Annotated in this window: 27 protein-coding genes and 1 pseudogene; 14 read left to right on the plus strand and 14 right to left on the minus strand. The window is 62.2% G+C overall.

The genetic code is table 11. The annotated features are described in order from the left end of the window. The first annotated feature begins 23 nt into the window (after positions 1 to 23). Together SM755_RS11650 and SM755_RS11655 are read left to right on the plus strand one after the other, a co-directional pair. Positions 24 to 467, plus strand: a complete 444-nt coding sequence (locus SM755_RS11650; RefSeq protein WP_323172804.1) for a hypothetical protein — start codon at positions 24 to 26, stop codon at positions 465 to 467. 163 nt (positions 468 to 630) lie between these two features. Then, positions 631 to 1245 carry a TetR/AcrR family transcriptional regulator gene (locus SM755_RS11655; RefSeq protein ID WP_323172805.1) on the plus strand — a complete coding sequence of 205 codons (615 nt, stop codon included), beginning with the start codon at positions 631 to 633 and terminating at the stop codon, positions 1243 to 1245. Positions 1246 to 1372: 127 nt separating this feature from the next. On the opposite strand, the gene SM755_RS11660 is transcribed toward SM755_RS11655, so the two are convergent. Further along, a complete protein-coding gene (locus SM755_RS11660) occupies positions 1373 to 2959 on the minus strand; it encodes a DNA-directed DNA polymerase II small subunit (RefSeq protein ID WP_323172806.1) in 1587 nt (528 codons plus the stop codon). 131 nt (positions 2960 to 3090) lie between these two features. Between SM755_RS11660 and SM755_RS11665 the strand changes: the two genes are divergently transcribed. Continuing rightward, positions 3091 to 4170 carry a S26 family signal peptidase gene (locus SM755_RS11665; RefSeq protein ID WP_323172807.1) on the plus strand — a complete coding sequence of 360 codons (1080 nt, stop codon included), beginning with the start codon at positions 3091 to 3093 and terminating at the stop codon, positions 4168 to 4170. Between the two features lie 49 nt (positions 4171 to 4219). Here SM755_RS11665 and SM755_RS11670 read toward each other — a convergent pair whose 3' ends face one another. Continuing rightward, complete coding sequence (locus tag SM755_RS11670) at positions 4220 to 4825, minus strand: hypothetical protein (protein WP_323172808.1); 606 nt, start codon at positions 4823 to 4825, stop codon at positions 4220 to 4222. An 86-nt stretch (positions 4826 to 4911) separates the two neighbouring features. Next, positions 4912 to 6897 (minus strand): AAA family ATPase, encoded by a 1986-nt coding sequence (locus SM755_RS11675; RefSeq protein ID WP_323172809.1) that lies wholly within the window; start codon positions 6895 to 6897, stop codon positions 4912 to 4914. A gap of 1138 nt (positions 6898 to 8035) precedes the next feature. On the opposite strand from SM755_RS11675, the gene SM755_RS11680 reads away from it, so the two are divergent. The 5 genes and pseudogenes from SM755_RS11680 (at position 8036) to SM755_RS11700 (ending at position 11233) form a co-directional block, all read left to right on the plus strand. Further along, on the plus strand, positions 8036 to 8674 hold the full coding sequence (locus SM755_RS11680; protein ID WP_006665232.1) for an Era-like GTP-binding protein: 639 nt from the start codon (positions 8036 to 8038) through the stop codon (positions 8672 to 8674). 6 nt (positions 8675 to 8680) lie between these two features. Next, entirely contained in the window at positions 8681 to 9088 is a 408-nt protein-coding gene (locus SM755_RS11685; RefSeq protein ID WP_006110825.1) for a DUF2073 domain-containing protein, read from the plus strand. Positions 9089 to 9148: 60 nt separating this feature from the next. Next, positions 9149 to 9286, plus strand: a pseudogene (locus tag SM755_RS11690) (hypothetical protein); the annotation flags it as partial. Between the two features lie 756 nt (positions 9287 to 10042). Beyond that, a complete protein-coding gene (locus SM755_RS11695; RefSeq protein ID WP_006665230.1) occupies positions 10043 to 10222 on the plus strand; it encodes a Zn-ribbon containing protein in 180 nt (59 codons plus the stop codon). A gap of 222 nt (positions 10223 to 10444) precedes the next feature. Next, positions 10445 to 11233: a hypothetical protein gene (locus SM755_RS11700; protein ID WP_323172810.1), complete on the plus strand. Its 789-nt coding sequence runs from the start codon at positions 10445 to 10447 to the stop codon at positions 11231 to 11233. 98 nt (positions 11234 to 11331) lie between these two features. On the opposite strand, the gene SM755_RS11705 is transcribed toward SM755_RS11700, so the two are convergent. After that, positions 11332 to 11910: a hypothetical protein gene (locus SM755_RS11705; RefSeq protein ID WP_323172811.1), complete on the minus strand. Its 579-nt coding sequence runs from the start codon at positions 11908 to 11910 to the stop codon at positions 11332 to 11334. Positions 11911 to 12249: 339 nt separating this feature from the next. Between SM755_RS11705 and SM755_RS11710 the strand changes: the two genes are divergently transcribed. After that, positions 12250 to 12930, plus strand: coding sequence for a class I SAM-dependent methyltransferase (locus SM755_RS11710; protein WP_323172812.1), 681 nt, complete (start codon positions 12250 to 12252; stop codon positions 12928 to 12930). A gap of 224 nt (positions 12931 to 13154) precedes the next feature. On the opposite strand, the gene SM755_RS11715 is transcribed toward SM755_RS11710, so the two are convergent. Further along, positions 13155 to 13790, minus strand: coding sequence for a DUF1684 domain-containing protein (locus tag SM755_RS11715; RefSeq protein WP_323172813.1), 636 nt, complete (start codon positions 13788 to 13790; stop codon positions 13155 to 13157). A 210-nt stretch (positions 13791 to 14000) separates the two neighbouring features. Between SM755_RS11715 and SM755_RS11720 the strand changes: the two genes are divergently transcribed. Further along, entirely contained in the window at positions 14001 to 14954 is a 954-nt protein-coding gene (locus SM755_RS11720) for a CPBP family intramembrane glutamic endopeptidase (RefSeq protein WP_323172814.1), read from the plus strand. Between the two features lie 32 nt (positions 14955 to 14986). Here SM755_RS11720 and SM755_RS11725 read toward each other — a convergent pair whose 3' ends face one another. The 3 genes from SM755_RS11725 to SM755_RS11735 are packed head-to-tail and all read right to left on the minus strand — an operon-like array spanning position 14987 to position 15821. Beyond that, positions 14987 to 15184, minus strand: a complete 198-nt coding sequence (locus SM755_RS11725) for a helix-turn-helix transcriptional regulator (protein ID WP_323172815.1) — start codon at positions 15182 to 15184, stop codon at positions 14987 to 14989. Between the two features lie 2 nt (positions 15185 to 15186). Further along, positions 15187 to 15585, minus strand: a complete 399-nt coding sequence (locus SM755_RS11730) for a hypothetical protein (RefSeq protein ID WP_323172816.1) — start codon at positions 15583 to 15585, stop codon at positions 15187 to 15189. Then, positions 15585 to 15821: a hypothetical protein gene (locus tag SM755_RS11735; protein ID WP_323172817.1), complete on the minus strand. Its 237-nt coding sequence runs from the start codon at positions 15819 to 15821 to the stop codon at positions 15585 to 15587. The genes SM755_RS11730 and SM755_RS11735 overlap by 1 nt, the downstream gene beginning before the upstream one ends. Positions 15822 to 16177: 356 nt before the next feature. Here SM755_RS11735 and SM755_RS11740 point away from each other — a divergent pair, with 356 nt between their 5' ends. After that, positions 16178 to 18550 carry an ATP-dependent DNA helicase gene (locus tag SM755_RS11740; RefSeq protein ID WP_323173224.1) on the plus strand — a complete coding sequence of 791 codons (2373 nt, stop codon included), beginning with the start codon at positions 16178 to 16180 and terminating at the stop codon, positions 18548 to 18550. A 60-nt stretch (positions 18551 to 18610) separates the two neighbouring features. On the opposite strand, the gene SM755_RS11745 is transcribed toward SM755_RS11740, so the two are convergent. Together SM755_RS11745 and SM755_RS11750 are read right to left on the minus strand one after the other, a co-directional pair. Further along, positions 18611 to 19258, minus strand: a complete 648-nt coding sequence (locus tag SM755_RS11745) for an SHOCT domain-containing protein (protein ID WP_323172818.1) — start codon at positions 19256 to 19258, stop codon at positions 18611 to 18613. Between the two features lie 97 nt (positions 19259 to 19355). After that, a complete protein-coding gene (locus tag SM755_RS11750) occupies positions 19356 to 19808 on the minus strand; it encodes a GNAT family N-acetyltransferase (protein WP_323172819.1) in 453 nt (150 codons plus the stop codon). A gap of 235 nt (positions 19809 to 20043) precedes the next feature. Here SM755_RS11750 and SM755_RS11755 point away from each other — a divergent pair, with 235 nt between their 5' ends. Then, entirely contained in the window at positions 20044 to 20691 is a 648-nt protein-coding gene (locus SM755_RS11755) for a helix-turn-helix domain-containing protein (RefSeq protein WP_323172820.1), read from the plus strand. A 70-nt stretch (positions 20692 to 20761) separates the two neighbouring features. Here the strand turns inward: SM755_RS11755 and SM755_RS11760 are convergent, their stop codons facing one another. Both SM755_RS11760 and SM755_RS11765 read right to left on the minus strand, forming a co-directional pair. After that, entirely contained in the window at positions 20762 to 21187 is a 426-nt protein-coding gene (locus SM755_RS11760) for a hypothetical protein (protein WP_323172821.1), read from the minus strand. 29 nt (positions 21188 to 21216) lie between these two features. After that, positions 21217 to 22356 (minus strand): aromatic ring-hydroxylating dioxygenase subunit alpha, encoded by a 1140-nt coding sequence (locus tag SM755_RS11765; protein WP_323172822.1) that lies wholly within the window; start codon positions 22354 to 22356, stop codon positions 21217 to 21219. Between the two features lie 266 nt (positions 22357 to 22622). On the opposite strand from SM755_RS11765, the gene solA reads away from it, so the two are divergent. After that, complete coding sequence (solA, locus tag SM755_RS11770; RefSeq protein WP_323172823.1) at positions 22623 to 23777, plus strand: N-methyl-L-tryptophan oxidase; 1155 nt, start codon at positions 22623 to 22625, stop codon at positions 23775 to 23777. Between the two features lie 26 nt (positions 23778 to 23803). On the opposite strand, the gene SM755_RS11775 is transcribed toward solA, so the two are convergent. Beyond that, positions 23804 to 24256: a DUF1467 domain-containing protein gene (locus SM755_RS11775; protein ID WP_323172824.1), complete on the minus strand. Its 453-nt coding sequence runs from the start codon at positions 24254 to 24256 to the stop codon at positions 23804 to 23806. A 214-nt stretch (positions 24257 to 24470) separates the two neighbouring features. Here SM755_RS11775 and SM755_RS11780 point away from each other — a divergent pair, with 214 nt between their 5' ends. Next, a complete protein-coding gene (locus SM755_RS11780; RefSeq protein WP_323172825.1) occupies positions 24471 to 24896 on the plus strand; it encodes a hypothetical protein in 426 nt (141 codons plus the stop codon). 15 nt (positions 24897 to 24911) lie between these two features. Here the strand turns inward: SM755_RS11780 and SM755_RS11785 are convergent, their stop codons facing one another. Further along, on the minus strand, positions 24912 to 25718 hold the full coding sequence (locus SM755_RS11785) for a hypothetical protein (protein WP_006665212.1): 807 nt from the start codon (positions 25716 to 25718) through the stop codon (positions 24912 to 24914). Positions 25719 to 26620: the final 902 nt, after the last annotated feature.

A 26620-nucleotide genomic window follows, 5' to 3' on the forward strand; every position in this document is an offset into this window, starting at 1 on the left:
GTGCATGCCATTACCACACATTGATGAACGTACGGGATGCACTCGAAGCCGACGCGGACGCGCTGGCGGCAATCGCCGACTCCCCGACAGACGTGATGCAGAATCTCGTCCACGACCGCACTGTCCGCGTCGCAGAAGACAGCAGCCGCGACCCGAACGCCGACATCTCGAGTTCAGAGTCACAGTACAGCGGCTCCGATCCCGAGGACCTGCTCGGATTCATCAGCTTCGACGCGCGCGAGGACACCGTCCACGTCACGCAACTCGACGGGACGAGCGACGCCTGCAAACGCCTCCTCGCGGAGCCGGTCCGATTCGCCGAGGGCGAGTCGATGGCCGTCGAAGTACTCGTCGCCCCCGAGACGAACTCGATCGAGACCGCCGCCGAAGAACTCGGCTTCGAGAAACAGGGTCGAGGACCGCAGTTCGACGGCTCGCCGACGGTACGGTTTCGACTCGAACCGTAGGGGTGCCACAAACTCCCGCGCGTGAGCGAAGCCGCGGACGACAGACCGCCCGCCGTCCCGCCAGCGTCCGCTAGTTCGATGTGGGTTGTATCGATCGCGTTCGTCTCGCTCACGGGTAGCCGAAGTGGCAAAGTATATAGCTAGTAAATGAATGTTCATTCATATGGATGCACCCGATCCGTTCGAATCGTCACCCGACGAGACGCGCACCGAAATGATGAAAGCAACCTACGATGCGCTCCAGAAACACGGCTATTCGGACCTGACGATCCAGCGTATCGGCGACGAGTTCCCGAAGAGCAAATCGCTCATCTACCAACACTACGACGGCAAGGACGAGTTGCTCGTCGCCTTCCTCGAGTTCCTCCTCGAGCGGTTCAAAGCTGACGTGCCGACCGACGGCTTCGACGACGCCCGCGAGCAGTTGCGGACGATCGTCGAGTACTCCCTCGGAAGTTTCGACTCGAATCACGCCGACTTCCTCGGCGCGCTCACCGCCCTTCGCGGACAGGCACCGTACGACGACGCCTTCCGCACGCAGTTCGCCGATACGGACGACTTCTTCCGCGCGCACCTCGCCGACATCGTTCGCGACGGCATCGAGAACGGCGTCTTCCGGCCGGTCGATCCGGAACGAACCGCCGCGTTCGTCGTTGCGACGATCAACGGCGCACAAATGCAGCGCGTCACGACGGGGAGCGACGAACCGATTCGTGCCGCGCGAGACGAACTCTCCGAATACATCCGAACGCAGTTGGTCGTCGAAGAAGAGCCGTAACTGCGGTTGATGCCGGGAATGCGACGGTCACTGCCGTCACCCGACGGAAACCGGAACCGACGCGAACGACGAGACGGATGTGAACGACACAAAGAACGCGAACGATGCAAAGAACACAACGAGCGGATCAGCTGAACTTCTGAACCGTCACATCGAGCGTATCGAGGTCGACGATCGGCGCGTAGCCGGAGTCGGGGTCGATGTTGACGCTCTTCTGGAACTCGGTCTGAGCCTGCCAACAGCCCGAGTTAATCGCGAGCACGTTGTGATACTTCCCGAAACCGAGTTTGTGGACGTGACCGGTGTGGAAGATGTCGGGTACCTCGTCCATGACGAGGTAATCTTTCTCCTCGGGGGCGAGTCTCGTATGGCCCCCGAACTGCGGCGCGACGTGACGTTTCTTGAGCAGCTGGTACATCGCCTTGTGCGGGTCCTCGTAACTCGCTTTCTCCTCCGGGAGTTCGGCGATTACCTCGTCCAGCGAGACACCGTGATACATCAGGACGGACACGCCCTCGACCGTCACCATCGACGGATTGCTCACGATCTGCGGATCGTGTGCGGACATAATGTCCCGGAGCGTCTCATCGAAGCCCGGCTGCGGTTCCGCCAGCCGAACCGCGTCGTGGTTGCCCGGAATCATCACGATATCCAGATCCCCGGGCACCCGCTTTAAGTGCTCGTTGAACGCCTCGTACTGCTCGTAGATGTCGACGATATCGAGTTCGTCATCCTGGTCCGGATAGACCCCGACCCCTTCGACCATGTCGCCCGCAAGTAACAGGTACTCGACGTGCTGGGCCTGCTCCGTATGCAGCCAGTCGGCGAAGGCGTTCCAGGCGTCGGCCATGAACTCCTGGCTGCCGACGTGAACGTCGCTGATCAACGCCGCCTGGACGTGGCGATCGGCCGTCGACGGCTCGTGCGTGCGGGGCACGTCGGGGAAATATAGCGAATCGACGAACGCGATTCCTGCGTCGTCTGAGAGCGTTCCCTCCATCGCCAGCACCTCATCACAGAGAAGTTGATCGACCAGATCGGCGAACTCGCGGTCTTTCATCACGAGCCACGGGAAGGTCCCCGTCGCGTCTTCGAGTTCGATCAGCCAGTGGCCGCTCGCGGTCGAGCGGATGTCGTTGACCAGTCCGACCATCCCGGCCTCGCTCCCGCCCGGCATGCTCTGGATGGCCGTCGCGGGGCGGTGATTGACCCGGCCGCGGAGCTTGCCGCCGAGTCGGTCGAGCCGGTCCCGGAAGACGGACACGAAATCCTCGTACGCGCCGGTGCCCGTGCTCTGACCGGTCATGTCACCGGCGATTTCGAGCGACCGCTTCGAGAGGTCGACCTCACGATCGATGTGAGACCCCCCTGTTTCGACTGGAGAATCGCCTGCAGAATCGTGCGTATTGGCTGTTTCTACTCCAGTTGAAGCGGAGGATGGTGTTCCGTTCCGAGCGGCCCCCTGTTTCGAGTCGAGCGGTTCGGACGGACGATCCGGATCGGTCGCCGTCGAGGGGTGCGTCGCAGCCGTCAGGACCGCATCGACGTGGGTGGTTCGAACGACGAGCGCGTCTGCCGGCAGTTCGTCGACGACGCGGTCGAGCACCGCGGGCGGGTTCTCCGCCGATGCGATCTTCGTGACGGCCTCTCGCTCGGCGTTGTACCCGCGGCTCGTGAGTTCGCTGACGATCCTGGCTGCCCCCTCGAGTGGCACACGATTCGTATTCGTGACCGGAGAGAAAAGGGTAGCGGATCAGTTATCGTTCCCGGCGACGCGTTCGGATTCAGACAGTTCGGGAACCACGAGCAGAAAGTTGATTGCGAACCCCGGCAAAACCAGGGACGATGAGCGGCCCTGATTCGGGTGGTACCGATGACGATGGTGGTGACCGCAGTGGTGATGGCTCCGCGTGGGACGATACCGACGATCGTGGGCCAACTGACCGCTCTGACACTCCCGGCCCCCCCGCACACACGACCGGCGATAACGAGCGCGAGCACGACCGGGATCAACCGACGGGTCCGCCGGTGAACTCGGCCGAGACTGAGAGTGAAACTGAAACGGAGACCGAAAGCGGGCACGCGAGCGCTCGATCGGGCGCACGGACCGGACCGAACGGAGGAACCACCGACAGAGATGGTACCGGTAATGGGAGCCGAGTCACGATCGAGGACGACGGACTTATCCGCTGGTTCCTGCAGTCGGACGACGGCAGTGTCGTCGTCGTCAGGGACGTATTGAGCAGCGTTGCGATCGTCGCGGCGGTCGGATTGCTCCTGTTTGCTGTCAGTGGTATCTGGCCGCCGCTGGTCGCCGTTGAGAGTGGAAGTATGGAGCCGAATATGCAGCGTGGCGATCTCGTGTTCGTCGTCGACGACAACCGGTTCGTCGGCGACAATCCCATCGACGGGACTGGGATAGTCACGCGCGAAAATGCACAGGAGAGCGGGTATGACAAGTTCGGTGGCTCCGGTGATGTCATCGTCTTCCTCCCGAACGGCGATTCACGGCAGACGCCGGTGATCCACCGCGCCCACTTCTGGGTCGAGGAGGACGAAAACTGGATCGAGACGAAGGCGGACGAGGACATCGTCGGCGATGTGACCTGTAATCAGGTCCGCACCTGTCCGGCCCCACACGACGGATTCGTGACGAAGGGTGACAACAACAACGGATACGACCAGTACGAAGGCGGTGCCAGGACGACCATCGTTCACCCAGACTGGGTCACCGGAAAAGCGATGTACCGGATCCCGTGGCTCGGCCACATCCGACTCGCGTTCGACAGCTTCTTCGGCGGCATGCTCGCACCGTCGACACCCGGCATCGCACCGATCGGTTTCGGCGGTACCGGAGCAGTTGCCGGAGCGGGAATGAGCGCAAGTGCCGGCCTCGTCGCTGCAGCGGGCCGATATCGATCGTAACCAGTACGAAAGAACGCGAGCCGCGGTACGTCAAGCGAAGAGTTGCTTTTCAGTCGTTCCCGTTCGAGACGGCCGAGGCGGCCGAGACGGCGGCAGTTTCGTTTTCATCTTCGTTTCCGTTCTCGGAGTCAGATTCCGTCTCGTCCGATACGTTCGCCGCGTCCTCGCCCTCGCTTTCCGCTTCTTCCCCTTCCTCCTCGGTCGTAATTTCGACGACGAGTTCATCTCCGTCGGATGGTTCGTGCTCGGTCGGATCGATTTCCTCTCCGTCGAGTCTGAACGAAATTTCCGTTCCCGGCTCGCCAGCGTCGTACTCCGTGCCGTCGATCGTCATCACGGGCGTTCCCGATGCCATTTCGAACTCGAAGGAGGGGAGCAAGTCGATCCCTTCCGCAACCGTCACCGGTTCCTTGCCCTCCATGTACCAGCGGCCGTTCGATTCGTGGAGGTGGAAGGCGGCGGACTCGTTGTCGACGTTTTCGGACTGGAACTGTGATTTCGTCTCGAACGACTCGCCGTCGACCGTGATGGCGATTTCGCCGTTCTTATTGATTCGATCGTTCGACCCGAACAGTCCGCCATTCGAGAGGCAACCGCTCAGCGCGAGCATCCCACCGGTCGCACCGGCCATCGAAAGTACCGTTCGTCGTTGCATATGCTGTCGAAGCGAGTCCAGCGGTATCTATGCTTCGACAGTTCCGCCCGCCAAGAAGCGCCAATTGCTGACCCACCGCAGGAACGTCAGTTCTCGAACCGCGCCTGAACGAACGGCTGAATGTCGTCGATATCGCTCAAACGCGAATCCGAGAGCAAGACGGCTTCCGTCTCGTCGATCGGCACTGAGAGGCTGATCTCCTTCGTCCGCCCGTATCGACCCTTCGAGACGACGACGGCATTGACGATACCGAGCATGTCGAGTTCGCTGATGAGATCGGTCACCCGCCGTTGGGTGAGCACGTCGGCATCGATCTCCTCGCAGAGGCGCTTGTAGATGTTGAACACCTCGCCCGTGTTGATGCTGTGAACGCCGTTTTTCTCGAGCAGGATGATCGCAAAGAGGACGAGTTTGCTCTGTGTCGGCAGCGTGCGCACGACCTCGACGACGCGGTCGAGTTCGATCTTGTCCTGGGCCTTGCGGACGTGTTCTTCGACGACCGTCTCCGCCTGGGCGCGCTCTGCGAGTTCACCGGCAGTCCGGAGCAAGTCGAGGGCGCGGCGGGCGTCCCCGTGTTCCTGGGCGGCGAAGGCAGCACACAGTGGAATCACGTCCGAAGAGAGCGCATTGTCCTTGAACGCGACTTCGGAGCGGTGCTGGAGGATATCGCGCAACTGATTTGCGTCGTACGGCGGGAAGACGATCTCTTCCTCACCGAGCGAGGATTTGACGCGCGGATCGAGAAAGTCCGTGAACTTGAGGTCGTTCGAGATGCCGATGATCGAAACGCGCGAGTTCTCGAGTTCGGAGTTCATCCGCGAGAGGTTATACAGGGTATCGTCGCCGCTTTTCTCGACGAGTTTGTCGATCTCGTCTAGCATGATGACGACGACCCGTTCGTCGTAGTCGACAGCGTCGAAAAAGACGCTGTAGACGCGGTCTGTCGGCCAGCCAGTCATCGGAACCTCTTCGAAGGATTCCTTGTCCGCTTCCAGGGAGTCGATCCGTGTTTCGACCGCGTCGATCGAGTCGAATTCGGTGCTATCGAGGGGGTGGGCGGTCGACTGAGGCTGGGAATCGTCCGCTGTGGAGGGCGATCCAGCAACCGAATCCGTCGCCGGATCATTCGTCGAATCGTACCCCGTTCCTTCAACTGGACGTGATCCAGAATCTCCACTTGGAGAGGCTCCTTCAGAAGAATCAGTTCGATTTGAAATAGAGGTCTGTTCACCGTTCTCGTACGTCTCGATACGATCGCGCAACGCATCGAGTGACTCGATCCGATCGTCGATCCGAGCTTTGTTCTTTTCGATGAACTTGTTCGCAAGTTGGGCGAGAACTCGATACTGCGTGTCGGTTACCTCGCAGTTGATGTACTCGACATCACATGGCACGCTGTACTTCTGGGATGTGCTCTCGAGTTCTTTGCTGACGAATTTCGCGCTTGCGGTCTTGCCGGTTCCGGTTTTGCCGTAGATGAGGATGTTTGACGGCGTTTCCCCGCGAAGTGCGGCGACCAGAATCGTCGCCATCTTGTTGATCTGGTCGCTTCGATGCGGGAGTTCGTGGGGCGTATAGGACGGCCGCAGAACCTCTTTGTTCTCAAAGATGGGTTCGCCACTCAGTAGATCGTCGAACAGCCCTTGGTTCGAATCGTCCTCGTCTCCGCCGCCTCCGAGTTCGGTGTCGGGCAAGTTAGAAAATCCGTGCGTTCGATCGGATTCGGTGGTATCCGGTTGTGACTGTGATTGTGCCTGCGTGTGTGGTTGTGCATCCGCAGACGGTGAGCGCTGACCGTGCTCGGATCCAGCGTCTGAGCGTTCGCCATCTGCTCCCGGACTCTCGTGCCGGTCCGGGGCAACAGCGGAAGCAGGATCGGAATCAAGCGCGGAGTCGGATTCGGCGTCTGGATCCCCGATATCGGGATCAGCGTCGGCCTCAGACACGGCATCGACGGTATCGGTATCGATATCGGCACGTGAACCCGAATTGGATGCGGACTCGCCGTTCTCGGTTCCATTCCGCTCTGTAGCTGTCTCCGAACTCGTTCGGTCCATTTCGTCGTCTGACATTCGTCGTACACGTACCCCCTCGTTTCGGGTGCAGATCCGAACCCGACAGCGAAGATTTCGTAGGATAGACGAGCCAGAGCGGCTAGTCTACTGTTTCAGTAACGCGATTCGGATCCAGTTGATGCAAACGAAACAGAGGAAGAGCGTGATATTAAATTCTTCCCTTCAGTTCACGGATGGTGATGAGTCCAAAGGCTGGACCGGGTGCAAAGTCGTTCGGCCCGGCGTGTCGCTTCCAATCGGCCGGTGAACTCCGACTGAACTCGAGTCCGACCGTACTCGGGACGGGAGTCGTTCGAACGGGGAGGTCGTAACTGGTTCGCTGAAGATCATGCGTTGTCGGTGGATGTCATTGCCAGTAGTGTGATGGTGATTATGGAAGCGATGAGCCGGACAGCGTCGAACCGTGAATTGTGAGTTGTCGTTTGGACCGATGCCCCCCACCCCTTCGTTTCAGGTGGAACTGTTACAACGGGTGGGGTGGGGGAGGGGGTTATCTAGAGGGCAGGGATTTATGTCGGTGGGTGAGAAATACGGTCCGTACCACTAGCAGTTGAATATATCTTACTAGGATATCTAAGAATATTACTAGATGTAACTAGACTGCTGTTCTCTACCGATCTACTCTACTAGAGAACTCTTTTCTGTTACTAGAATAGTCGATTTCCGGCTATTCTGGACGAAGACCGGCTCAGACCATCGTTCGAGGTGAAACGGAGGCCTCTCTTCTCTCTCAGCCATCGAGATCGCCGTCTTCTCTCGGAACTCTCCAGTTGAAACGGAGGGGTGGGGGAGGGAGAAGTATATAACACTCTATAATGAATGTATCCTCATTCATGCACTATCATGTTCACTCTTCTCACTACCGCCGGACGCAGATTTGAACTCGTAATGATGTATCGAGCATGGATGGATGGTAGATAATACCACGTGGTCTTGTGTCATGCTTTGACTGACCGGTTTGCCCGAAGGGTCATTTTTCATCGGAGCTCGCCGATCGGTCTCACGGATCATCAATGTCGAACATGATCGATATCCGTTCTGTGTTGTCTGAATCTCAATACGTTTGACGTAGGCTTAAGTGAGTTCAGTCAGTAGTACGCGCAGATGCACCCCGCGGTGCTGGAGGGCCCTACAGATGGGACTGTTCACAGAACTCAAAGATAGTATCTCTCGGGTTACGGACCGCCTGTTCTCCGAACAGGAACCCAAACGAATCGGTATCTATGGTCCGCCGAACGCTGGAAAGACGACGCTCGCGAATCGAATCGCCCGCGACTGGACTGGCGATGCAATCGGGACCGAAAGCCACGTTCCACACGAAACGCGGCGCGCGCGCAGGAAAGAAAATGTCGAGATCGAACGCGACGGCAAGACGGTGACGATCGATATCGTCGACACACCCGGTGTGACGACGAAGGTCGATTACGAGGAGTTTACGGACGAGATGGAAGAAGACGATGCCATCCGCCGTTCGCGAGAGGCGACCGAAGGCGTCGCCGAGGCGATGCATTGGCTTCGAGAGGACGTCGACGGCGTCGTCTACGTTCTCGATAGTGCCGAGGATCCGATCACGCAGGTCAATACGATGCTGATCGGCATCATCGAATCTCGCGATCTGCCGGTGCTCATCTTCGCGAACAAGATCGATCTCGACGACTCGAGCATCAAACGTATCGAAGACGCCTTCCCACAGCACAAGACGATCCCGCTGTCGGCAAAGGAAGGCGACAACATGGACGAAGTGTACGACTCTATCGCGGAGTACTTCGGGTGATCGCCTATGCCAGAGGCTACTAACGCGGACGACTCGGATTCCCCGGACTCTGACGGTGTCCAGATCGATCTCATCAGCGGCGAGCGAATGGACAACATGGCGACGATGGAGAAGATTCGGATGATCCTCGATGGCGTTCACGATGGCAACATCGTTATCTTAGAAGAAGGGTTGACGCCCGACGAGGAGAGCCGTCTCATCGAGGTGACGATGTCGGAAATCAGTCCGGACGAGTTCAACGGGATCGAGATCGAGACGTATCCGAAATCGGAGACGCGCGATTCGTCGTTGCTCGGCCGGATCATGGGCAACAACGAGTCAGAGACGAAGTTGACGGTAATCGGACCGGCAAACCAGATCGAGACCCTACACAAGGACGAAACGCTGATCAGCGCGCTCGTCTCCCGTGATTAGAAACTCATGCCACACGAATGCACGAACTGCGGTCGGACGTTTCCCGATGGCTCCAAGGAGATGCTCTCGGGCTGTCCCGACTGCAACGGGAACAAGTTTCAGTTTACGCCGTCGTCGGCGATGGGGTCAGCAGCGGATTCGAGCGCCGGCCGGAACTCGGCGGCGGAGCAGCCATCCGACTCGGTGAAGACGGGAGCGGAGTCGAAGTCGTCGTCAACGTCGAAATCGGGGGTGGAATCAGAACCCGATTCCAGCGGAATGACCTCTCGCGCCGCAGAAACCGTCCGTGATTGGGTTTCGAGAGACGAAGCGGATGCGTCGGTCGACGAGTCGTCGGCGTGGCCATCTACCGGATCCTCCTCTTCGTCTCCTTCCTCTTCCGAGACAGCGGAAACAGCGGCTGCAGATACGAGTTCAGCTGGTGACTCGTCGGCGGAGACGGCGGAGGAAGCGGAGTCGGGTGAACTCGGATCGTTCGAGGAGTGGCCCGATACTGCTCGCCGTCCTGAAGACCGATCGACGAGTCCGGAGGGCGGGCACGGTGATGTATCGGAATCGAGTTCAAATTCGAGTTCGGGTTCGAATTCGAGTCCGAGTCCGAGCTCGGATGTGGAGCCGCGTTCGGCCGCGCCTGCAGACTCGGAGACGAGTTCGAGTGCAGGTCCGGATTCGAGTACAAGGCCGAGTCGGATGACGATGGCGGACAGCGAGAATACGGCGCAGTCGGACGCCAGGAGCGAGGTGGTTCCGACGGACGAGTTGCCGACCGGGTCGACAGTGTCGTCCGAATCGGACTCGTCTCTGTCCTCGCCCAGTGATCCGGCATCGCCGTCGGCACCGGGTCCGGGTTCGGCTCCTCCGACAGATTCGCCTTCCGGCAATGCACAGGCGGCTGCCGAAGGGTCACCGGACCACGGGCGTGTCGTCAGCGAACCGACGGGGGAGACCCCGTCGATGGAAGAACTGCGGGAAGAACTCAACAAGCAGTTCGAGAGTATCAAGATCGTCCAGCCCGGACAGTACGAGCTTAATCTAATGGAGCTGTATAACCGGGAGGAGTACATTATTTCGCTGCAGGAGGACGGTCGATACGTAATCGACGTTCCGGATTCGTGGCGCGATGAGGGCGAGTGAGGGCTGTTTCTCCTGTGGTTGTGATCCTGTAGCCGTGAATCGCGGACTAAAGACCGCGTGCCGTAGACCGAAGACCGCATGCCGTTCGGCCGGGACAGATGGATTTAAGCGAGACGGGCGACAGGTTCGGACCATGAGCACTGCAACCAAGGTTGTCGTCGCAACGGTCGCTGTATCGGCGCTGCTGTCGATCCTGCTGGTCTTCCAGAGCGTCTTCGCCTGATGTTCGAGACCCGCGACCTTTCATCCCCGGTCGAGGCCGTTCGGGACGAACACGCTCCGGACGCACTCGTTATTGACTGTGAACGTGACTTCGAGACGCTGCCGCCGGCGCAGGCGGAGGATCTCGGCCTGCTCGTCGACAGACTCGACCCGGTGAACTATCCCGACGCGTGGCTCCCCGAAGATGCCCCGACACTGCTCGCTCGCTATGCGAGTTCGGATTTGACGATCGGGATGCCGGGCGACGGCAGCGTCGTCTGGACGCGCCAGACCGACCCGCCGATCGTGCTCGTCAAACCGCGCGTTGAGGGGTCTCCAGACCCGTTCATCGAGTTCCTGCTCGCGGAGGCGTTCGTCGAACTGGGACTCGAGACGCCCGAACACTTCCTCGGGTTCTTCGAAGAGCAGTACGTCGACCTCGATCGGGCGGTCGAGCGCGGGCCCAACAGCACCTACCAGATCGCTGCGGCGCTGTACGACGGCTGGCTGGGGCTGCAGACGCGTGAGACGTTCGCGACGTGGCACGACCAGGCCGACCGCACAGTCCTCGGCGATTCCTGGCAGGATGCGGGAACGAGACTCGAAGACCGCGTTGGGGAATTGTCGCGGGCGGTCGCACGCGGTGACACGGATTTTGCGGACGCGACTGAACTCGCGTGTGCGGCGATCAAACACGCGATCGAGTTACCGGCACCGTTCGGGGCGCTCGATACGGATGCGTATCGTCACCACGGACCCGAGTACGCGATCAGATGGGCGGAGAAGACATTCGATGCGCTTGCGGAGTGAGAACGACGTCCTGGGGGACGAGAAGGCGGACATCACCTGGCGGTTCGAGTTCGGGTGGAGCGATGCGGACGCGTTTCGGGAACTCACCGCGGTCGTCGTCAGAAATCGACGTCGATGCTCCCGTCTTCGTCGAGGTCGATCACGCCATCGAAGCGCTCGCGGAACCGCTCGACGAGTTCGGGATCGTGGGGGTCTTCGGAGACGTGAAAGAGGCCGACGGCGTCGTACGTTGCGAGGAGTTCGAGGATGCGGTCGACGGCGTCGAGTGCTTCTTCATCGCCGGCGTAGTAGGCGAGTTCAGTGACGGAGTCGAAGCTGATTCTGAGTTTGCCGTCGTGGGCGTCGAGAAAGCCGTCGATGTGGTCGACGATGCCGTCGATGTCGTCGGGGGCAGCGACGTAGTGGACGCTGTCGCTCTGGCGGCGCGAATAGCCGTGTTCGATGCTGAGGGTGTCGAGGATTTCGGCGCGGTCTTCGTCGACATCGTAGTACTCGAGTTTCTGCTTGGCCTCGCGGGCAGTCGTTCGAGTGGAGACGACGAGGAAATGATCCGTATCGGTTTTGAGAAAATCGGTGTCGATGCGGTCGGTTTCGCCGGTACTTGGATGGAGCAAGAGAATGCCTGTCCCACCCGGTACTGCGGTGGGTGTCTCCTCGATCTCGAGCGTGTAATCCATACTGGCGTGAACAACTTCCGGGATCGACTTAATAGTGCGGATCGATGTAAACTCGCCCCCATCGTCGTCTCCGTCGAGTTCCCCATGCCGCTCTTGCTGTCGTACGTTTCCGGCTACTCGCTAAAAGATCGCCATTCGGAGAGTCGCGCCGTCAGTGACGGCCACCACCGATGCCCACGGTAGTTCGGCCGGCCTGTTTCTCTCCACGCGTATATTTTTAGGCTACCCTAAAGAATCTGTCGCTGTAAGAATACACCGCAATCGTGACACGCCAGTCGCCGGTCTCGGCTGTCGGTGCAAGCCGAACTCGTTTTGCACACGGAGCGACGTAGAAGAGACATGAGCGTACGCGAGGAGTTCGACGACTGGGCCACGAGCGGTCGCGATCGAGGAATGGAAGAGCGCCACTGGCACACGGCAAAGCACGCACTCGCACGCATTCCGGTCGAACCCGGCGACACGGTGCTCGATCTGGGGTGTGGGAGCGGCTATGCGGGCCGGGCGCTTCGAGACACCAAGGGTGCGGGTCGAATTTACGGGCTCGATGGATCGCCCGAGATGGCACACAACGCGGCGGGCTATACGGATGACGAGCAGGTTTCCTACCTCGTCGGTGACTTCGGATCGCTTCCGTTCGCCGCCAATACGATCGATCACGTCTGGTCGATGGAGGCATTTTACTACGCCGCAGATCCGCGCGAAACGCTCGCGGAGATCGCTCGCGTGCTTCGTCCTAGTGGAACCTTCTACTGCGCCGTCAACTACTACGAGGAAAACGTCCACTCTCACCAGTGGCAAGAGAAAATCTCGATCGAGATGACCCGCTGGGACCGCGAGCAGTACCGCGATGCCTTCCGGGAGTCGGGGCTCTACGTCGCCGAGCAGGACACCATTCCCGACCGCGAGATCACGATCCCTGCCGAGGCCGAATTCCCGACGGAGAACTGGGATACTCGCGAGGAGATGGTCGAACGCTATCGCGAGTTCGGGACGCTGCTTACCGTCGGCGTCGCCCCGTAGGGTGTTGCTGATCGGCGGTTACGTCCGGTGTCAGTATCGGTGACAGAGAGTCAACGGGCGGTGATTGATGGTTGCCGCTCATCGGTTCCTCCCCACTGATGGTGGATTCCCCTCTGTTTCAACTCGAACCGCTTCTGTCGATGGTGTATCCCCGTCTACTGGCTATTCGAGTCCAGTTGAAACGGACGTGTGTGCGTCACAAAGTCTCAGTGCGCTGCCGAGCGTTACTCGTAGCGCTCTCCCGCCGGAATCGCCACGTCGAGCCAGTTCTCCTCCGGCGGTAGCGGACAGTCGAACGTTTCGCTGAACGCACAGAACGGCGAGTACGCGAGGTTGAAGTCGACGACGAGTTCGTCGCCGGTTTCGAGGTCTCGGTCGGCTGCCAGTTCCATGTAGCGTCCGCCGTCGTAGGTCTGCTGGCCGGTCGTCTTGTCGCGGAAGGGAACGAAGTACGCTTCCTCGTTGGGGCTCTCGAGTTGGTACGCCGCGAGTTCGGCCGTCGTGTCTTCGAGGTCGGCATCCGCCCGGTCGAGGTTGAACGTGAGGGTAGCGGCTCGAAGGTACCGCATTTCTCGGCCCGCGGTCGTCTCCATCAGGACGACTTCGGGGTCGTCGTGGGCCTCGACGGTCGCGGTGACGCGGTAGTCCGGATCGGGGTCGAAGTAGTCGAGACCCTCGAAGTCCTCGCGTTCTTCGGGTGGGATCGGCGACTGTGGATGCTCGGCGAAGAACTCGTCTTTCTCGGCGCGTTTGGCCTCGAGTTCGTCGCGCCACTGGTCGGTATCGATGTTAGCGTCAGCGTCAGCGTCGGCACCGGGTCCGGCTTTCGTATCGCTCTCCTCGCGGTTGGTGTCGCTCATACAGCCTGTTCGGTGTCGCGACTCGTGTGTGTTGTGTTTCTGCGGGCCGCCGGGAGCCGCTTTGTGGTGCGGGAGTGTCCCACCCCGGAACCGGAACCGGACTCGGGATCCGACGCAGACGCCGGATCAGAAGGAGGATACTTAGTCGTCCATTGCGTACAGTTCAGCCATGTTACAGTACGACGCTCCCTCGTTTCGGGTGGTGAATCGATGACCGACCGCCGCCCGATCGTCGTTTTTCTGAGTTCGCTGATCGTGCTCGCCGGCGCGTTCGTTCTCATCTCCGGCGTGACGGACGTGAGCATGATCGCCTTCGCGCCGGCGTACATGTTCACGCCGATGGTGGCCGGAATCGTGACGTGTCTGACCGGGTCGCCGTCGTTCGAGCAAGCCGGGCTTCGCGCGCCCTGGGGACGACTTCGCTGGCTCGCAATCGCCGTTGCCGTCCCGCTCGTGCTCATCCTCCTCGGGACTGGGATCGCCTTGCTCCTCCCCGACGTTTCGTTCGTTCCGGACGCGAACCCGTTGACGGGTGAGGGGACCGAGTTCGCGCCGACCGACGCGGAGCAACCCGCCGGGCCGTCGCTGCCGGACTGGCCGCTCAACCTCCTCGTGACGATCGTCGTCGCGGTCGTGGCCGGCGTGACGATCAACGCGGTGTTCGCGTTCGGCGAAGAGTTCGGCTGGCGCGGCGTCTTCCTCACGGAACTGGCCCCCTACGGCTTCTGGCCGGCTTCGGCCGCGACCGGGCTGGTCTGGGGGTTGTGGCACGCGCCGGTGATCCTCGAGGGGTACAACTACCCGAACTATCCCGTCGTCGGCGTCGGGGTCATGGTCGCGGCCTGCCTCGCGATGTCGCCGGTCTACACTTACATCACGCTCAACGCCGAGTCGGTCATCTCCCCGTCGATCTTCCACGGCACGTTCAACGCCTTCGGCACGACCATGATCGTCTTCGCCCAGGGCGGATCCGAACTCGTGGTCAACCCCGTCGGCGCGGTCGGAATTCTGGTGTTCGGCCTCGCGACGGCTGCGATCGCCGTTCGCGGCGCGCCGGCGCTGACGCGCGAGTGGGCGCTCGACGACGAGCGCGAGGCTGAACGCGAGGGTGCGACCGGCTCCGGTGCCGAGATCGACAGTACCGGGCCCGAAAACGGCACGTAACGGCACAACTCGACTTCCGGTTTGAACGGCTGTTACTCGAAATCCGGCTCGAACACTTCCTCGATCGAACACTCGAAGTACTCGGCGAGTTTGAACGCCAGTTCGAGCGAGGGGTCGTACTTCGACTTCTCTATCGCGTAGATCGTCTGGCGGCTGACGCCGACCGCGTCGGCGAGTTCCTGTTGTGTGATCTCTGCCTCCGCGCGTTTGACCCGCAGTCTGTTTTCCATGTCTACAGTCGTTGCTGGAGTTCCGTCCCTCCCAGGATGGCGAAGACCGTCGCGACCCCGGCCACCGCGATGTAGTCGACGGCGGCCGGTGCGGCCCGGGTCGCGGTCGCGTAGCCGACGTAGACGGCGACGAGCGACCCGAGGAGTACGACACCCGTCCCCGCGAGCGCGGTGTGGATGTTGCGCAGATCCCGCTCGTCGACGACGCCGGAGTCACCGTGCTCGGCGCGGACGGCGTAGGCAACGTTCCCGCCGAGGACGATCGCAGCCGGCACAACGGTCAACTCCACGATCGTCGGCTCCGTAAACGGCTCGCCGATGAAACGCCCCATAATCGGATACAGGAGTGCCGGAACGAGAAACAGCAGAACGTTGTACGTCGCTGGTAGCCACCGTCTCATCAGTGGTTACCCCCGTTCGAGCCGAACTCGCGCGCGAGAATTCCCGGAAGATCCGTGAGCCAGCTGATGATCGCACAGACGACCATTACTCCGACCGCGCCGATGAAGAGCCAGAAGGTTGCTCCCCGTATTATGAACTCGGGCGCGACGAATCCGGCGGCGATGATAACGCCGCTGATGGCCGCAACGATGACGACGAAGAGGGCACCGTACGCCTGCCGTGGGTTCTGCACCATATTCTCACTACCTTACTGATGCTACATAAATGTTAAGCTACCTTTGCAAAATGAGTGGGTTGCTTAACATCCGCGTCCCGGCTGCTCTCGTCGCACGCGTGCCGGTTCGGTCGCTTCCGTCGCTACACGATGTCGCCGACCGCTCTTGTGATTGTGACTCCGCGCGCGAGTCGCCGTTCGTCATCCTCGTTTGTCGTCCGTCATCCGTCATTCACTACCCGCCATTCACCGGCTGCCAACTGCCAACTGCCAACTGCCAGCCGCCGGCCGCCAGCCGAACTCGCGGCCTCCCGGGACGAGTTCTCGCGCGGCCGGTCCGTCAACGCTTTGGCTACCCGACGACGAGTTCGGCCAGCATGACCGACTGGCGCTCGATATTCGGCCACGCCGACCCCTACGACCCGCAGGTAGACGGCATCGAGACCGCCATCGACGCAGGGCAGGATGGCGGCTATACCGTCATCGAGGGAGCCTGCGGAACGGGGAAGACGATGATCGCGCTCACCGCCGGGATCGAACTCGTTCGCGATCCCGACACCGACTACGAGCGCGTCTTCGTGCTCACGAGCGTCAAACAGCAACTGCGCCAGTTTGAAGCCGACCTCGAGACGATCAACGAGAACTTGCCCGACGACTGGAACCCGATTTCGGGGCTCACGCTCGTCGGCAAGGCCGACGTCTGCCCGTACAACCGCGAGGGCGCGGGCGACATCGACGACGGCAACGTCTACGACCGCTGTGAAACGCTGCGCGACCGAACGCGGGACCTGACCGGCGAGGGCGGCGAGACGACCGCCGCGGCGCTCACCGCGAGCGCGCGCCAGCAACAGACCGGCCTCGCGGACAGCGGCCAGTCCGGGCCGACCGGTCGCTTTCTCGAGACCGCCGGCGAGACGGCCGCCTACCCCCCGGAGATGCCGACCTACTCCGACGGCGGTCCCGTGAGCGCCGAAACCGAGTTCTGTCCGTTCTACGCCCAGTTCCTGGACGACCTTCCGGACGAGGGCAGCGACGGCGACGCGGTCGAAGCGGTCCCCTACGACTTCACCGACGCGGGAATGATCACGCCCGCGGACCTGGTCGCCCGCTCGGTCCGCCACGGCACCTGCCCCCACTCGATCATGGGCGCGGCGCTCGCCCACACCGAGGTCGTCATTGGCAACTACTACCACGCGTTCGACCCGCGGACGACCGGCTCTTTCACCGGCGCGCTACTCGATGACTCCACGTTCGTCGTCTGCGACGAGGCCCACATGCTCGAACCGCGCGTGCGCGATCTCGTCAGCGACGGCGTCGCCGACGCCACCCTCCGGGACGCCGAAACCGAACTCTCGCGGGTCATCCAGCCCATCGAGTTCGAACGCGAGGGCCGCCGCGCACAGGGCGGGTCCCAGACCGCCGACGCCGACCTCGTCCGCGCCGAACTGCAGGACAGCGACGTTACCTTCGAGGAACTCAATCGCACGCGCGAGTTCATCCAGGATCTGCGGAGCGAACTCGATCGCCGGGTGCGTGCCCATCTCGACCGGAAACACAGGGGGTGGCAGTCGAATCTCACTGACCTCCCGGACGAGGAAATTCCGCTTCGTGATCCCGCAGAGCCTGCCGAAGACGAACTCTCCGAGTGGGCGCGCAACGCGGGCTACGGCGATGCCGACTGGGTCCGCGCCGAAGCGGTCGGCGCGGTCGCCGCGCGAATTCTGAACGAGGCCGAGGACGAGGACCGAACCCGGGCCGCGCCCGCCGTCGGGCGCGTCCTCGGCGACTGGTACCGTTGCGGACACACCGACTACTTCCGCGAGATCGAACTCGAGCGCACGTGGAACGACGCGGAGCCCGCGGATTCCTGGCGCAGGGCCTACACGGCCCGACTCGCCTTGCACAACTGCGTCCCGAGCGACGCCATCGGCGATCGACTCGCGGCCTTTGGCGGCGGGATTTTGATGAGCGCGACCCTGGAGCCGATGGACGCATTCACCGAGGTGACGGGGCTGCAGTACCTCGCGCGCGAGGAGGATCGCCCGGTCGTCGAACGCCGGTACGGGCTGCACTTCCCCGCGGAGAACCGCGAGAGTTTCGCGGTCGCCGCGCCGAAGTTCACGTACGACAATCGGGGACGGACGGGGGACGACAATCCGACGCGAGTTCACTACGCGGATACGATCGAACAGGTCGGCCGACTGCCGGGTAACGTCCTCGTCGGGATGCCGAGTTACGCCGAGGCCGAGTGGATCGCCGGGATTCTCGAGGGCCGTCTCTCGAAGCCTGTCCTGCTCGACGCCTCGAGCGACGACGAGACGACGGAGTCGCTCAAAAGCGAGTTCTTCGCAGGTGAGGGGAAGGTGCTGGTGACGAGCCTTCGCGGGACGCTGACGGAGGGGGTCGACTACAGCGGCGACCGCCTCTCTGCGGCCGTCGTCTGCGGCGTTCCGATCGTCAACACCTCGAGTCCGCGCACGAAGGCGGTGCGGCGAGCCTACGACGACGAGTTCGGTGATGGCTTTACGTACGCGCTGACGATTCCGGCGGTCCGGAAGGCGCGCCAGGCGATCGGTCGGGTGATTCGCTCGCCCGAAGATGTAGGCGTTCGCGTGCTCTTGGACGAGCGCTACGCCCGCGAAAGCTGGGATTCGGTGGTGCCGTATCTGCCGGATGACGATGAGTTCCAGGCCGTGAGTCCGGACATGCTCGAGTACGGCCTCGACCGGTTTCGGTCGCGGCTCTCGTGACGGTGTCTCTTCGCGCTGGCCTCGCCTGCGCCGCTTTTCCGCTCGCGCTTGGGTGGTTCGTTAGTCGTGCTCACCGAGTCGCTCGGACTCGCGGGCCGATAGCTCGTCGTTCGTCTCCGCGTTTCGATCGCGGCTGTCGTCCTGAAAGTGTGCCTCGATTCGTCGTTCGAACTCCTCCTCGCCGAGGTCGCCGGCCGCGTACCGTCGTTTGAGGTCCTCGACCGGGTCGGGCGTCGACGGTGGCGAGTTCACGTCCGGCGGCGACGATGGTGTTGCCGTTCTGCGGGTGGAGTCGGCGGCGGTGCGTTTGGCGGCGGTGCGTTCGCCGGCGTCGTCCCCGGTTGCCACCGGCCCGGACGAGTTCACGGCCGGTTTCGACGCGGACGCTGCGGTGTCGGCGACCGAGTACGCCGCCGGCGACGAGATGTTTCCGATGAGCGAGAGGTACACCGGCCAGAGGACGAGAACCGCGAGGAGGAACGTCGGGAGCCCCGCCCCGACCAGGGCCGGCCCCCAGAATAACGCTTCGAGGGTGAGCCCCCAGCGCGGAACTTCGAAGACGCTGAGTGCGAGCAGCCAGAGCCCGGTCATTCCGAGCGGAGCACCGAGGAGCCATCGCCCGAGCGCTCCGTCCGGCGTGTACTGTTCGATCCGTGCGTGCCACCTGCGACGCGAGTTCGTGCTCGACCCGGAGCGGCGAGGACCCATGTGATTACGACAGCGACCCGATATAATAATTCCAACTGTTCGCGCGTCGGTGGCGCTGCACTCGGGTGCAACCTGGCAGCAGTCGGTCGGTCGTCGGTCAACCGTCGATCCCGTCGCCCGACCGCGCGACGACACCACGATACCGGCGGTCGTCGACCGGTTCGATCGCGAACTCGAGCGCCTCGTAAAAGGGCCGCACGTCCGCATCGAATCGCGCCGTCAACCGCCCTTCGCGCTCGAGTGCACGGCTCACGAGTTCTCGCCCGATGCCCCGGTTTCGGTGGCGGTTGCGGACGGCGACGGCCGAGATGTGGGCCCCGCGTTCGTCCGTGTGTGGGTCGAGAACGATCACGCCGAGGATGCGTTCCCGCTCGCTCGTCTCGGCCGTCTCAGTGAACTCGTCGGTCACGCCGCGCTGGTCGCCCGCGACGAGCACGTCTTCGTTGCCGATGCGGGCTTCGATATCGCCGAGATCGAGCATGGCGGCGTCGATGATCCGGCGGACATCGAGTTCGTCGTCGGGGTCGGCGGTGCGAACGTGGACGCGCATTCGACGGGACTTCGGTTCGCGTCGATCAACAGCGCGTCGCTTTCGAATCGGTTCGATCGCTCGTGCGGGCTCGCGCGCATGATTGTAGTAATCGTTAAGGGGAGTGGTGTGGTAAGACACACCAATGTGGGGTCGCAGAGGTGGCCGTCTTCGATCGAGCAGTTCTCGCAGTACGGGCGACGCGGGGACGGTCGAGGGAGCGACCGGTTTACTCCGCACTGAGAAGTGAGCGCCAATGAGTCTGATCGCGATACTCGATATCGCACATCCGGATCTTGCGCTGACGCCGACGATCGACGAGTGCTCCGAGGTGTCCATTCAGGTCGTCTCTCACTCGACGACGGACCCCGAAACTGGACTCTTCTTTTTCCTCGTCGAAGGCGCGGACGAGTCGTTCGAGCGGGCCCTCGAGAACGATCACACGATCACGGCCTGGACGCTTATCGACGACTTCGGTTCGTCGCGTGTCTACCGACTGGAACACGCCGAGGGAACGAAACTCATCTCACCGAAAACCGCCGGAATCGGCGGGCTCATGCTCAACGCGGAAAGTAACGACCGCGGCTGGACCGTTCGGTTGCACCTGCCGGATCGGGACGCGCTTGCAACGCTGTGGGAGTTCTGCGAGGCCGAGGACATTTCCGTCGAACTGCACCGTGTCTTCCGCCAGGACGAGTGGGTCGACGGACCGGCGACCGATGTCACCGACGAACAGCAGGCGGCCCTGGTGAACGCCTACGAGGAGGGATACTTCGAAGAGCCCCGCGAAACGTCGCTCGAAGAACTCGCGACGCGCCTCGACATCTCGCCGACGGCGGTCGGCGGCCGCATTCGGCGCGGCATGGGCAAACTCGTCGAAGCAACGTTGTACGAGGAACGGTGATCGCACTGGGACAGCGACGAGAGAACCGAATGCACCGTCGCGACGACGATATGCACTCGGACGGTGCCGCTCAAAAGGCTGCGAGGTGATCGTCGCGGGGCTCGTAGAGCGCCCCGGTCATCCGAACGTCAGCGATCGCCTCGAGGGTTTCACCGACGGTGAATCCTCGCTCGCTCATCGCTGCGACGACGATACCGATCGGCACCCCGGCGGTACCGCTTTTGGTACTATCGTGCTTATCGACCCCGTACCGGGCGTCGAGACCGTCGACGACTGCTGCGATGTCGTCCGCCGCGTCGAGTGCAGCGCCGAACTCGAGATCGGCACGGGTGACGACGATATCGTGTCCCGTGTACCGGTGGTGTCGCCGATAGAACGCGACGAGTTCGGCGGCCGAGTCACTGGGTCGTTCGATCTCACAGTCGGGGCAGGTGGCGACGAACGGTGCGGAGTGTGAGTGGTGGGTGTGATGGGTGTGATGGGTGTGGTTGGGCATACGTAGTTGCGGAGAGGGATATCGGGCACCTAGGCCTCGTACGCCGCCTGTGCGAGGCGGTGGAGTTTGTGTACCGTGTGTTCGTTCGGGCCGAGTTGGGCCTGTGCGATCGCGCCGGATTTGAGACCGCGCTGCTGTCGTTCGACCAGCTCGAAGTCTTCCTCCTGGAGCTGTCTGCTCGTTCGGATGAACTGCTTTTCTTCGTCGGTCAACTCGGCGTCCTTGAAGTAGTAGTCCGCCACGAGCTGGAACCGCTCCTCGTCGATCGGGTCGATGATGTACGTGCCGTAGCCGTCGGCGGTGCCGTACATGTTGACCGTGAAGTTCGGCCAGAAGTAGTGGAACTGTGCCTCGTGCTCGTCGTGAATGCGCATCTCGTCGTCGACGTCCTCCCTGTGCTTGTAGTGGAGCACCCAGTGGTAGTCGTTGACCTCGAGTTCGGAGTCGAGGAGTTCGAGATCCGTGACCCAGTCCTGGTGATTCGCCTGACAGTGGTCGCATTCGGAGTAATTGCCGCCGAAGACCTTCCAGTTGCACTCGACTTCCGAGACGATTCGCTGGGCGAGTTCGTACTCCGCCAGGGGGAGCGATTCGAGTTCGGATTTCAGTTTGCCGGCCTGTTCGGCGAGCGACATCGGGTCGGCGGCGAAGTTGACGAAGACGAACGGGCCGATGCGGTCGCTGTGGACCTCCATGAGGGAGTTTTCCTCGGCGTTCAGGTCGGGAACGTCCTCGTCTTCGAGGTCGGGGTTCAGCCGCGCCTCCTCGAAACTCCGCGGAGTGCTCGCGAGGTCGCCGTCGAGATCGTAGGTCCAGAGGTGGTACGGACACTGTATCCGTCGTGCGTTGTCCGGATCGGTCATCGGGGTCTCCTCGACGATCGCCGATCCGCGGTGAGCGCAGACGTTGTAGAACACCTGTATGTTACCGTCGTGATTCCGGAGGACGATGATCTCTCGGTCGCCGATGGTGCGGGTGAAGTAGTCTCCCGCCTCCGGAATGCAGTTCGCGTGGCCGGCGTACACCCAGTACCGCCCGAACACTTTCTCTTTCTCCATCTCGTGGACGGCGGGGTCGGTGAAGTATCGCGCCGGGAGCGCGTTCGTCTCGTCGGTGATGTCGGCGCTCACTTGCTCTACCTCGTCGAGACCGTTGTTCCACCGCGTCATACTATATGGTATGCCAAGGCGTACCGTTCAATAAGGGTTGATCGCAGGTAGTTCGGACGTATAAGTGGCGGGTGGATTCGGCCTCGATCCCATCGAGAACGGCTGCACCGTGGACCGTTTATTTCTGCTCTCTCGCCGTCTCGAAGGCATGACACGTCCGTTTCCGGGCCGGATACACAGCGCGAAGTCGCCCGCCGTTGCGCCAAAAAGGGATGGCGTGAGACAGACCAACTACCAAGGTGCCAGTCCTCGAACCGACCGAGAGTATGCACTCACCAGACGACCGGTACGACGTCGTGGTCGTCGGCGTCGGCGGCATGGGCAGCGCGACGACCGCTCACCTCGCCGAGCGCGGACTCGACGTGCTGGGACTCGAGCGATACGATATCCCGCACACGATGGGGTCATCACACGGTATCACGCGGATCATCCGCCGGGCCTACTACGAACACCCGTCGTACATTCCGCTCATCGAGCGGGCGTACGACCTCTGGGATGAACTCGCGGCCGAGACCGATCGCGAGATCATCCGCCGGACGGGATCGATCGACGCCGGTCCCGAGGACACCGTCGTCTTCGAGGGCTCGCTGCGCTCCTGCGAGCAACACGATATTCCACACGAGGTCCTGACGAGCGAGGAGGTTTCCGAGCGCTTTCCCGGCTACCGACTTCCGGAGGGGTACAAGGCATTGTATCAGCCCGACGGCGGGTTCGTCGTCCCCGAACAGTCGATCATTGGGCACGTCGAGACCGCACAAGCCGCCGGGGCGGACGTCCGCGCCCGCGAACGAGTTCACGACTGGGAGCCGACGCCGGCAGGCGGCGTGCGCGTCGAGACCGACCGCGGCACCTACGACGCGTCGGCGCTGGTCCTCGCTGCTGGCGCGTGGAACTACAAGTTCGCAGACGAACTCGACGGACTCGCTGTTCCCGAACGCCAGGTTCTCGGCTGGTTCCAACCCGAGCGGCCATCGACGTTCGAACCCGATAATTTCCCGGTCTGGAACCTGCAGGTCCCCGAAGGGCGCTTCTACGGGCTGCCGATCTACGACGTTCCGGGACTCAAGATCGGCAAGTACCATCACCGCGACGAACGGGTCGACCCGGATTCCTACGAGACGGACCCCGACCGGGACGACGAGCGCCTGCTCCGGGAAGTCGTGGCGAACTACTTCCCCGAGGCCGACGGGCCGACGATGCGACTCGCCACCTGTCTGTTTACGAACTCGCCGGACGAACACTTCATTCTCGATACCCTCCCTGACCATCCGCAGGTAGCTGTCGGTGCGGGTTTTTCGGGCCACGGATTCAAGTTCGCCAGTGTGATCGGCGAGATTCTCGCCGACCTCGCGGTCGACGGCGAGACCGACCAGCCGATCGATATGTTCCGGCTCGACCGGTTCGACGACGGGACGGGGTAATCCCGAGAACGGCGCTCACCGACCCGCTACTTGCTCCCCTGGTCGTCCAGAATGCGCTCTTCGGGCGTCGGTCGCCCCGGGTGGATGCCGTATCTCGCGAACCAGTAGAGCACCGTCACCGCGACCGCACACAGGATAGCGGCCCCGGCGATTCCCTCGAGCGCGGTCGTTGCAAGGGATCCCGAAAACGCTTCGCCGACCGCTGCGGCCTGCTCGTTCGAGGGTGCCGTCGCGAGCCCGTACGGGAGAAAGGCGACGAACGCGAGCATCCACCACCGTCTCGCGGTGCGTCGAAGGGAGTCGACGGACCGGCCGCGAACGGATCTGGCCACGCCGAAGAGGCCGGCGGCGATCAGGAGCACTGCGGGTACCGTTCGGACGGCGGCGGGAAAGCCGGTATTAATCGTCACGCCGACCGCGACGATTCCAGCCGAAACCGCCGGGAGTAGCGTCGACGATGCGGGGAGGGTGGGGCGCATACTGCCCGCCGATTACAGCGGATCGTACAAAGGTTTCGCGAACTTCGAACCGTCGCTTACCGTGAAGAAACAGTTCGCTGACGCCCGTCAGCGCACAACAAAGAACGTATTACCCGTGCGGACAAGGCGAACGTGAAACCGGGTGCGGCAGGGTTCCGAACGAAACCGCTACCGGGCGATCGAACGCCGGGTGCCGCACACCGACCACGGATAGATGAAGCTGCTACGACACCTCTGGAAACGCCGCGTTACGGGTCGCCCCGACCAATACCAGGCGTACGTCGCTTTCCCGTCGCGGGCGGATCGGCCGGTCGGCGATATCCACGACCGAATCGACGAACTGGAGCACGCCTTCGAGGGCCGACTCGACATCTACGCTCGGTCGCAGGGCATCGCGGTCGCCACGGACCGCGTCTCCGCTGAGACGTTCGATGTGGACGCGTTCGAGGCGATACTCGAGCGAATAGAGGACGCCTACGCCGCGACACACCGACTCGCACAGCTCGAGAAGTGGCGATCGATCGACGGCCGTCTCGTCACGTCCTACGTCGTCGTGCCCGTCAAACCGCTCTTTCCGCGCACCAAGGCTAAAGCCAAGGCCGACCGGACGGCGGAGAACGCCGCTCCGCCAACCGACTGAGGCGACTGCGGCGACTTAGTCGTCTTCCGCGCCCCGTCCAGGGCCCGGCTCAGTTCCGGGTTCTCGGTCGCTACCGCGTGACTCGCTGCCGCGGGGACGCTCGCTACTGGTATCGCTCTCGGTCGGCGTGACTGAACTCGTCCGTCCCATCCAGCGGTCGATGTTTTCGGCGACGTAGTCCTTACCGCCCCAGCCGAACGCGACGCCGGCACCGATGGCCACGGCGGCCGCCAGTCCCCACGCGAGCGCTCGAGCGAAGACGTACAGGATGCCGACGTCGATCCCCATCGTGTCGAGACCGATGACGATCGCCGTAAAGTAGAGGAACATGCGAGCGCCGTTCGCGAACCAGCTCGCGTACGCCGTCTCCGCTGCCGCTCGCGTTCGTTCGATGACGTCGCCGATGAAGTCGGCGACCACGAACCCGAAGACGATGACGAGCAGGCCCGCGATGAACGCCGGCAAGTACGAGACCGCCGTCGCGATCCACTCCGAGAGGGTCGGGATCGCGAGCGCGTTCGCGGCCGCGAGGATGGCAAGCGCGTAGACGAACCACTTTCCAAGCTTGCCGAATGCCCGGGAGACGGCCCGTTCAGTCCCCCCGAGTATTCGCCCCAGCGGCGTCTCGAGGACCATCCGGTCGAGTTCAATGCCGTCGGCGATTCGTCGGACGACCCGTGCGGCGAACCGTCCGACGACCCAGCCGATGAGGAGGATGACCAGCGCGCCGATCAGTCGGGGGAGGAACACGACCAGTTCCGCGACCGGATCCTGCAACCACTCCGGTACCTGTACCTGTTGGGCGGGTTGGAGTTGTACCATACGTGTCGCGCTTGTGCTCCGCCACTCTTTGTAATTATCCAACTATTCGAGAGTCTGTAAAAATCCGTTCACTAGCACAACCGATACGATGGATGAAGCGTCTGTTACGGCGAATTATCCGGCAGATGGATTATCTTGAAACGACGCTGAACGAGGCGTTTTGCCGACACGAGACCGCCCACGAGCAGCGTCGAAACCGTGAGACGAAGCGCCGATAACAGTTGATTGGACCGCGATCGGCACCGACGCCATCGACGATCGGCTTGCGGTCGGCGTCATGATCCGACGCCGATTCGGCGATCGTTTCAGTTTTCGCTCAGTATCCGGATCCGAATACGATTCGGAACGCGGCTCGATGAGGCGTTCCGTTCCCGGTCGCCTTCGAGCGACGGCGACTCGCCGGCTCCGCCGGCACGAGTTCGGTTGCTCTCGCGACCGGCTCCGCGAGCGGGCACGGGAACTCGCCTGTCGACCGCAAGCAGTGTGACGGTCGGCTTTCGAACGCGGTGCGAGATCGCCGCAATGTCACAAGCGTCGGTAACATGGTGTTACCATCACCGCTCCGAATTGACTCTCATCGAGTGGAACGCGGTACCAGCGCGACCGGTAAATGTGAGACCAGTGCAACCGAAACCGGATCGGTCCGGGTGCGTGATACGGACTGCTGTAAGTCATTTACCGGCGCAACCGCAGGACGGGCGCGGTTGCGCCGGTAAATCGTTACAGCAGACCGTATGAGACGGGAGCGACCGGCGGTTCGTGTAGCGTTCTTCGATGGGCGACGGTGCTGTGGAATCCGACAGCACGAATAGCCGCGAGGCCTGCGCCGTTCGGATCGTTTCACCGCTGAAATCGTCGCGCTAACCCAAGGCAGTTATACGCCCCAGGTTATCCACCCGGGT

The organism is Natrialba sp. PRR66, from assembly GCF_034808065.1.
In the GTDB taxonomy this organism is placed as follows: Archaea; Halobacteriota; Halobacteria; order Halobacteriales; family Natrialbaceae; genus Natrialba; species Natrialba aegyptia.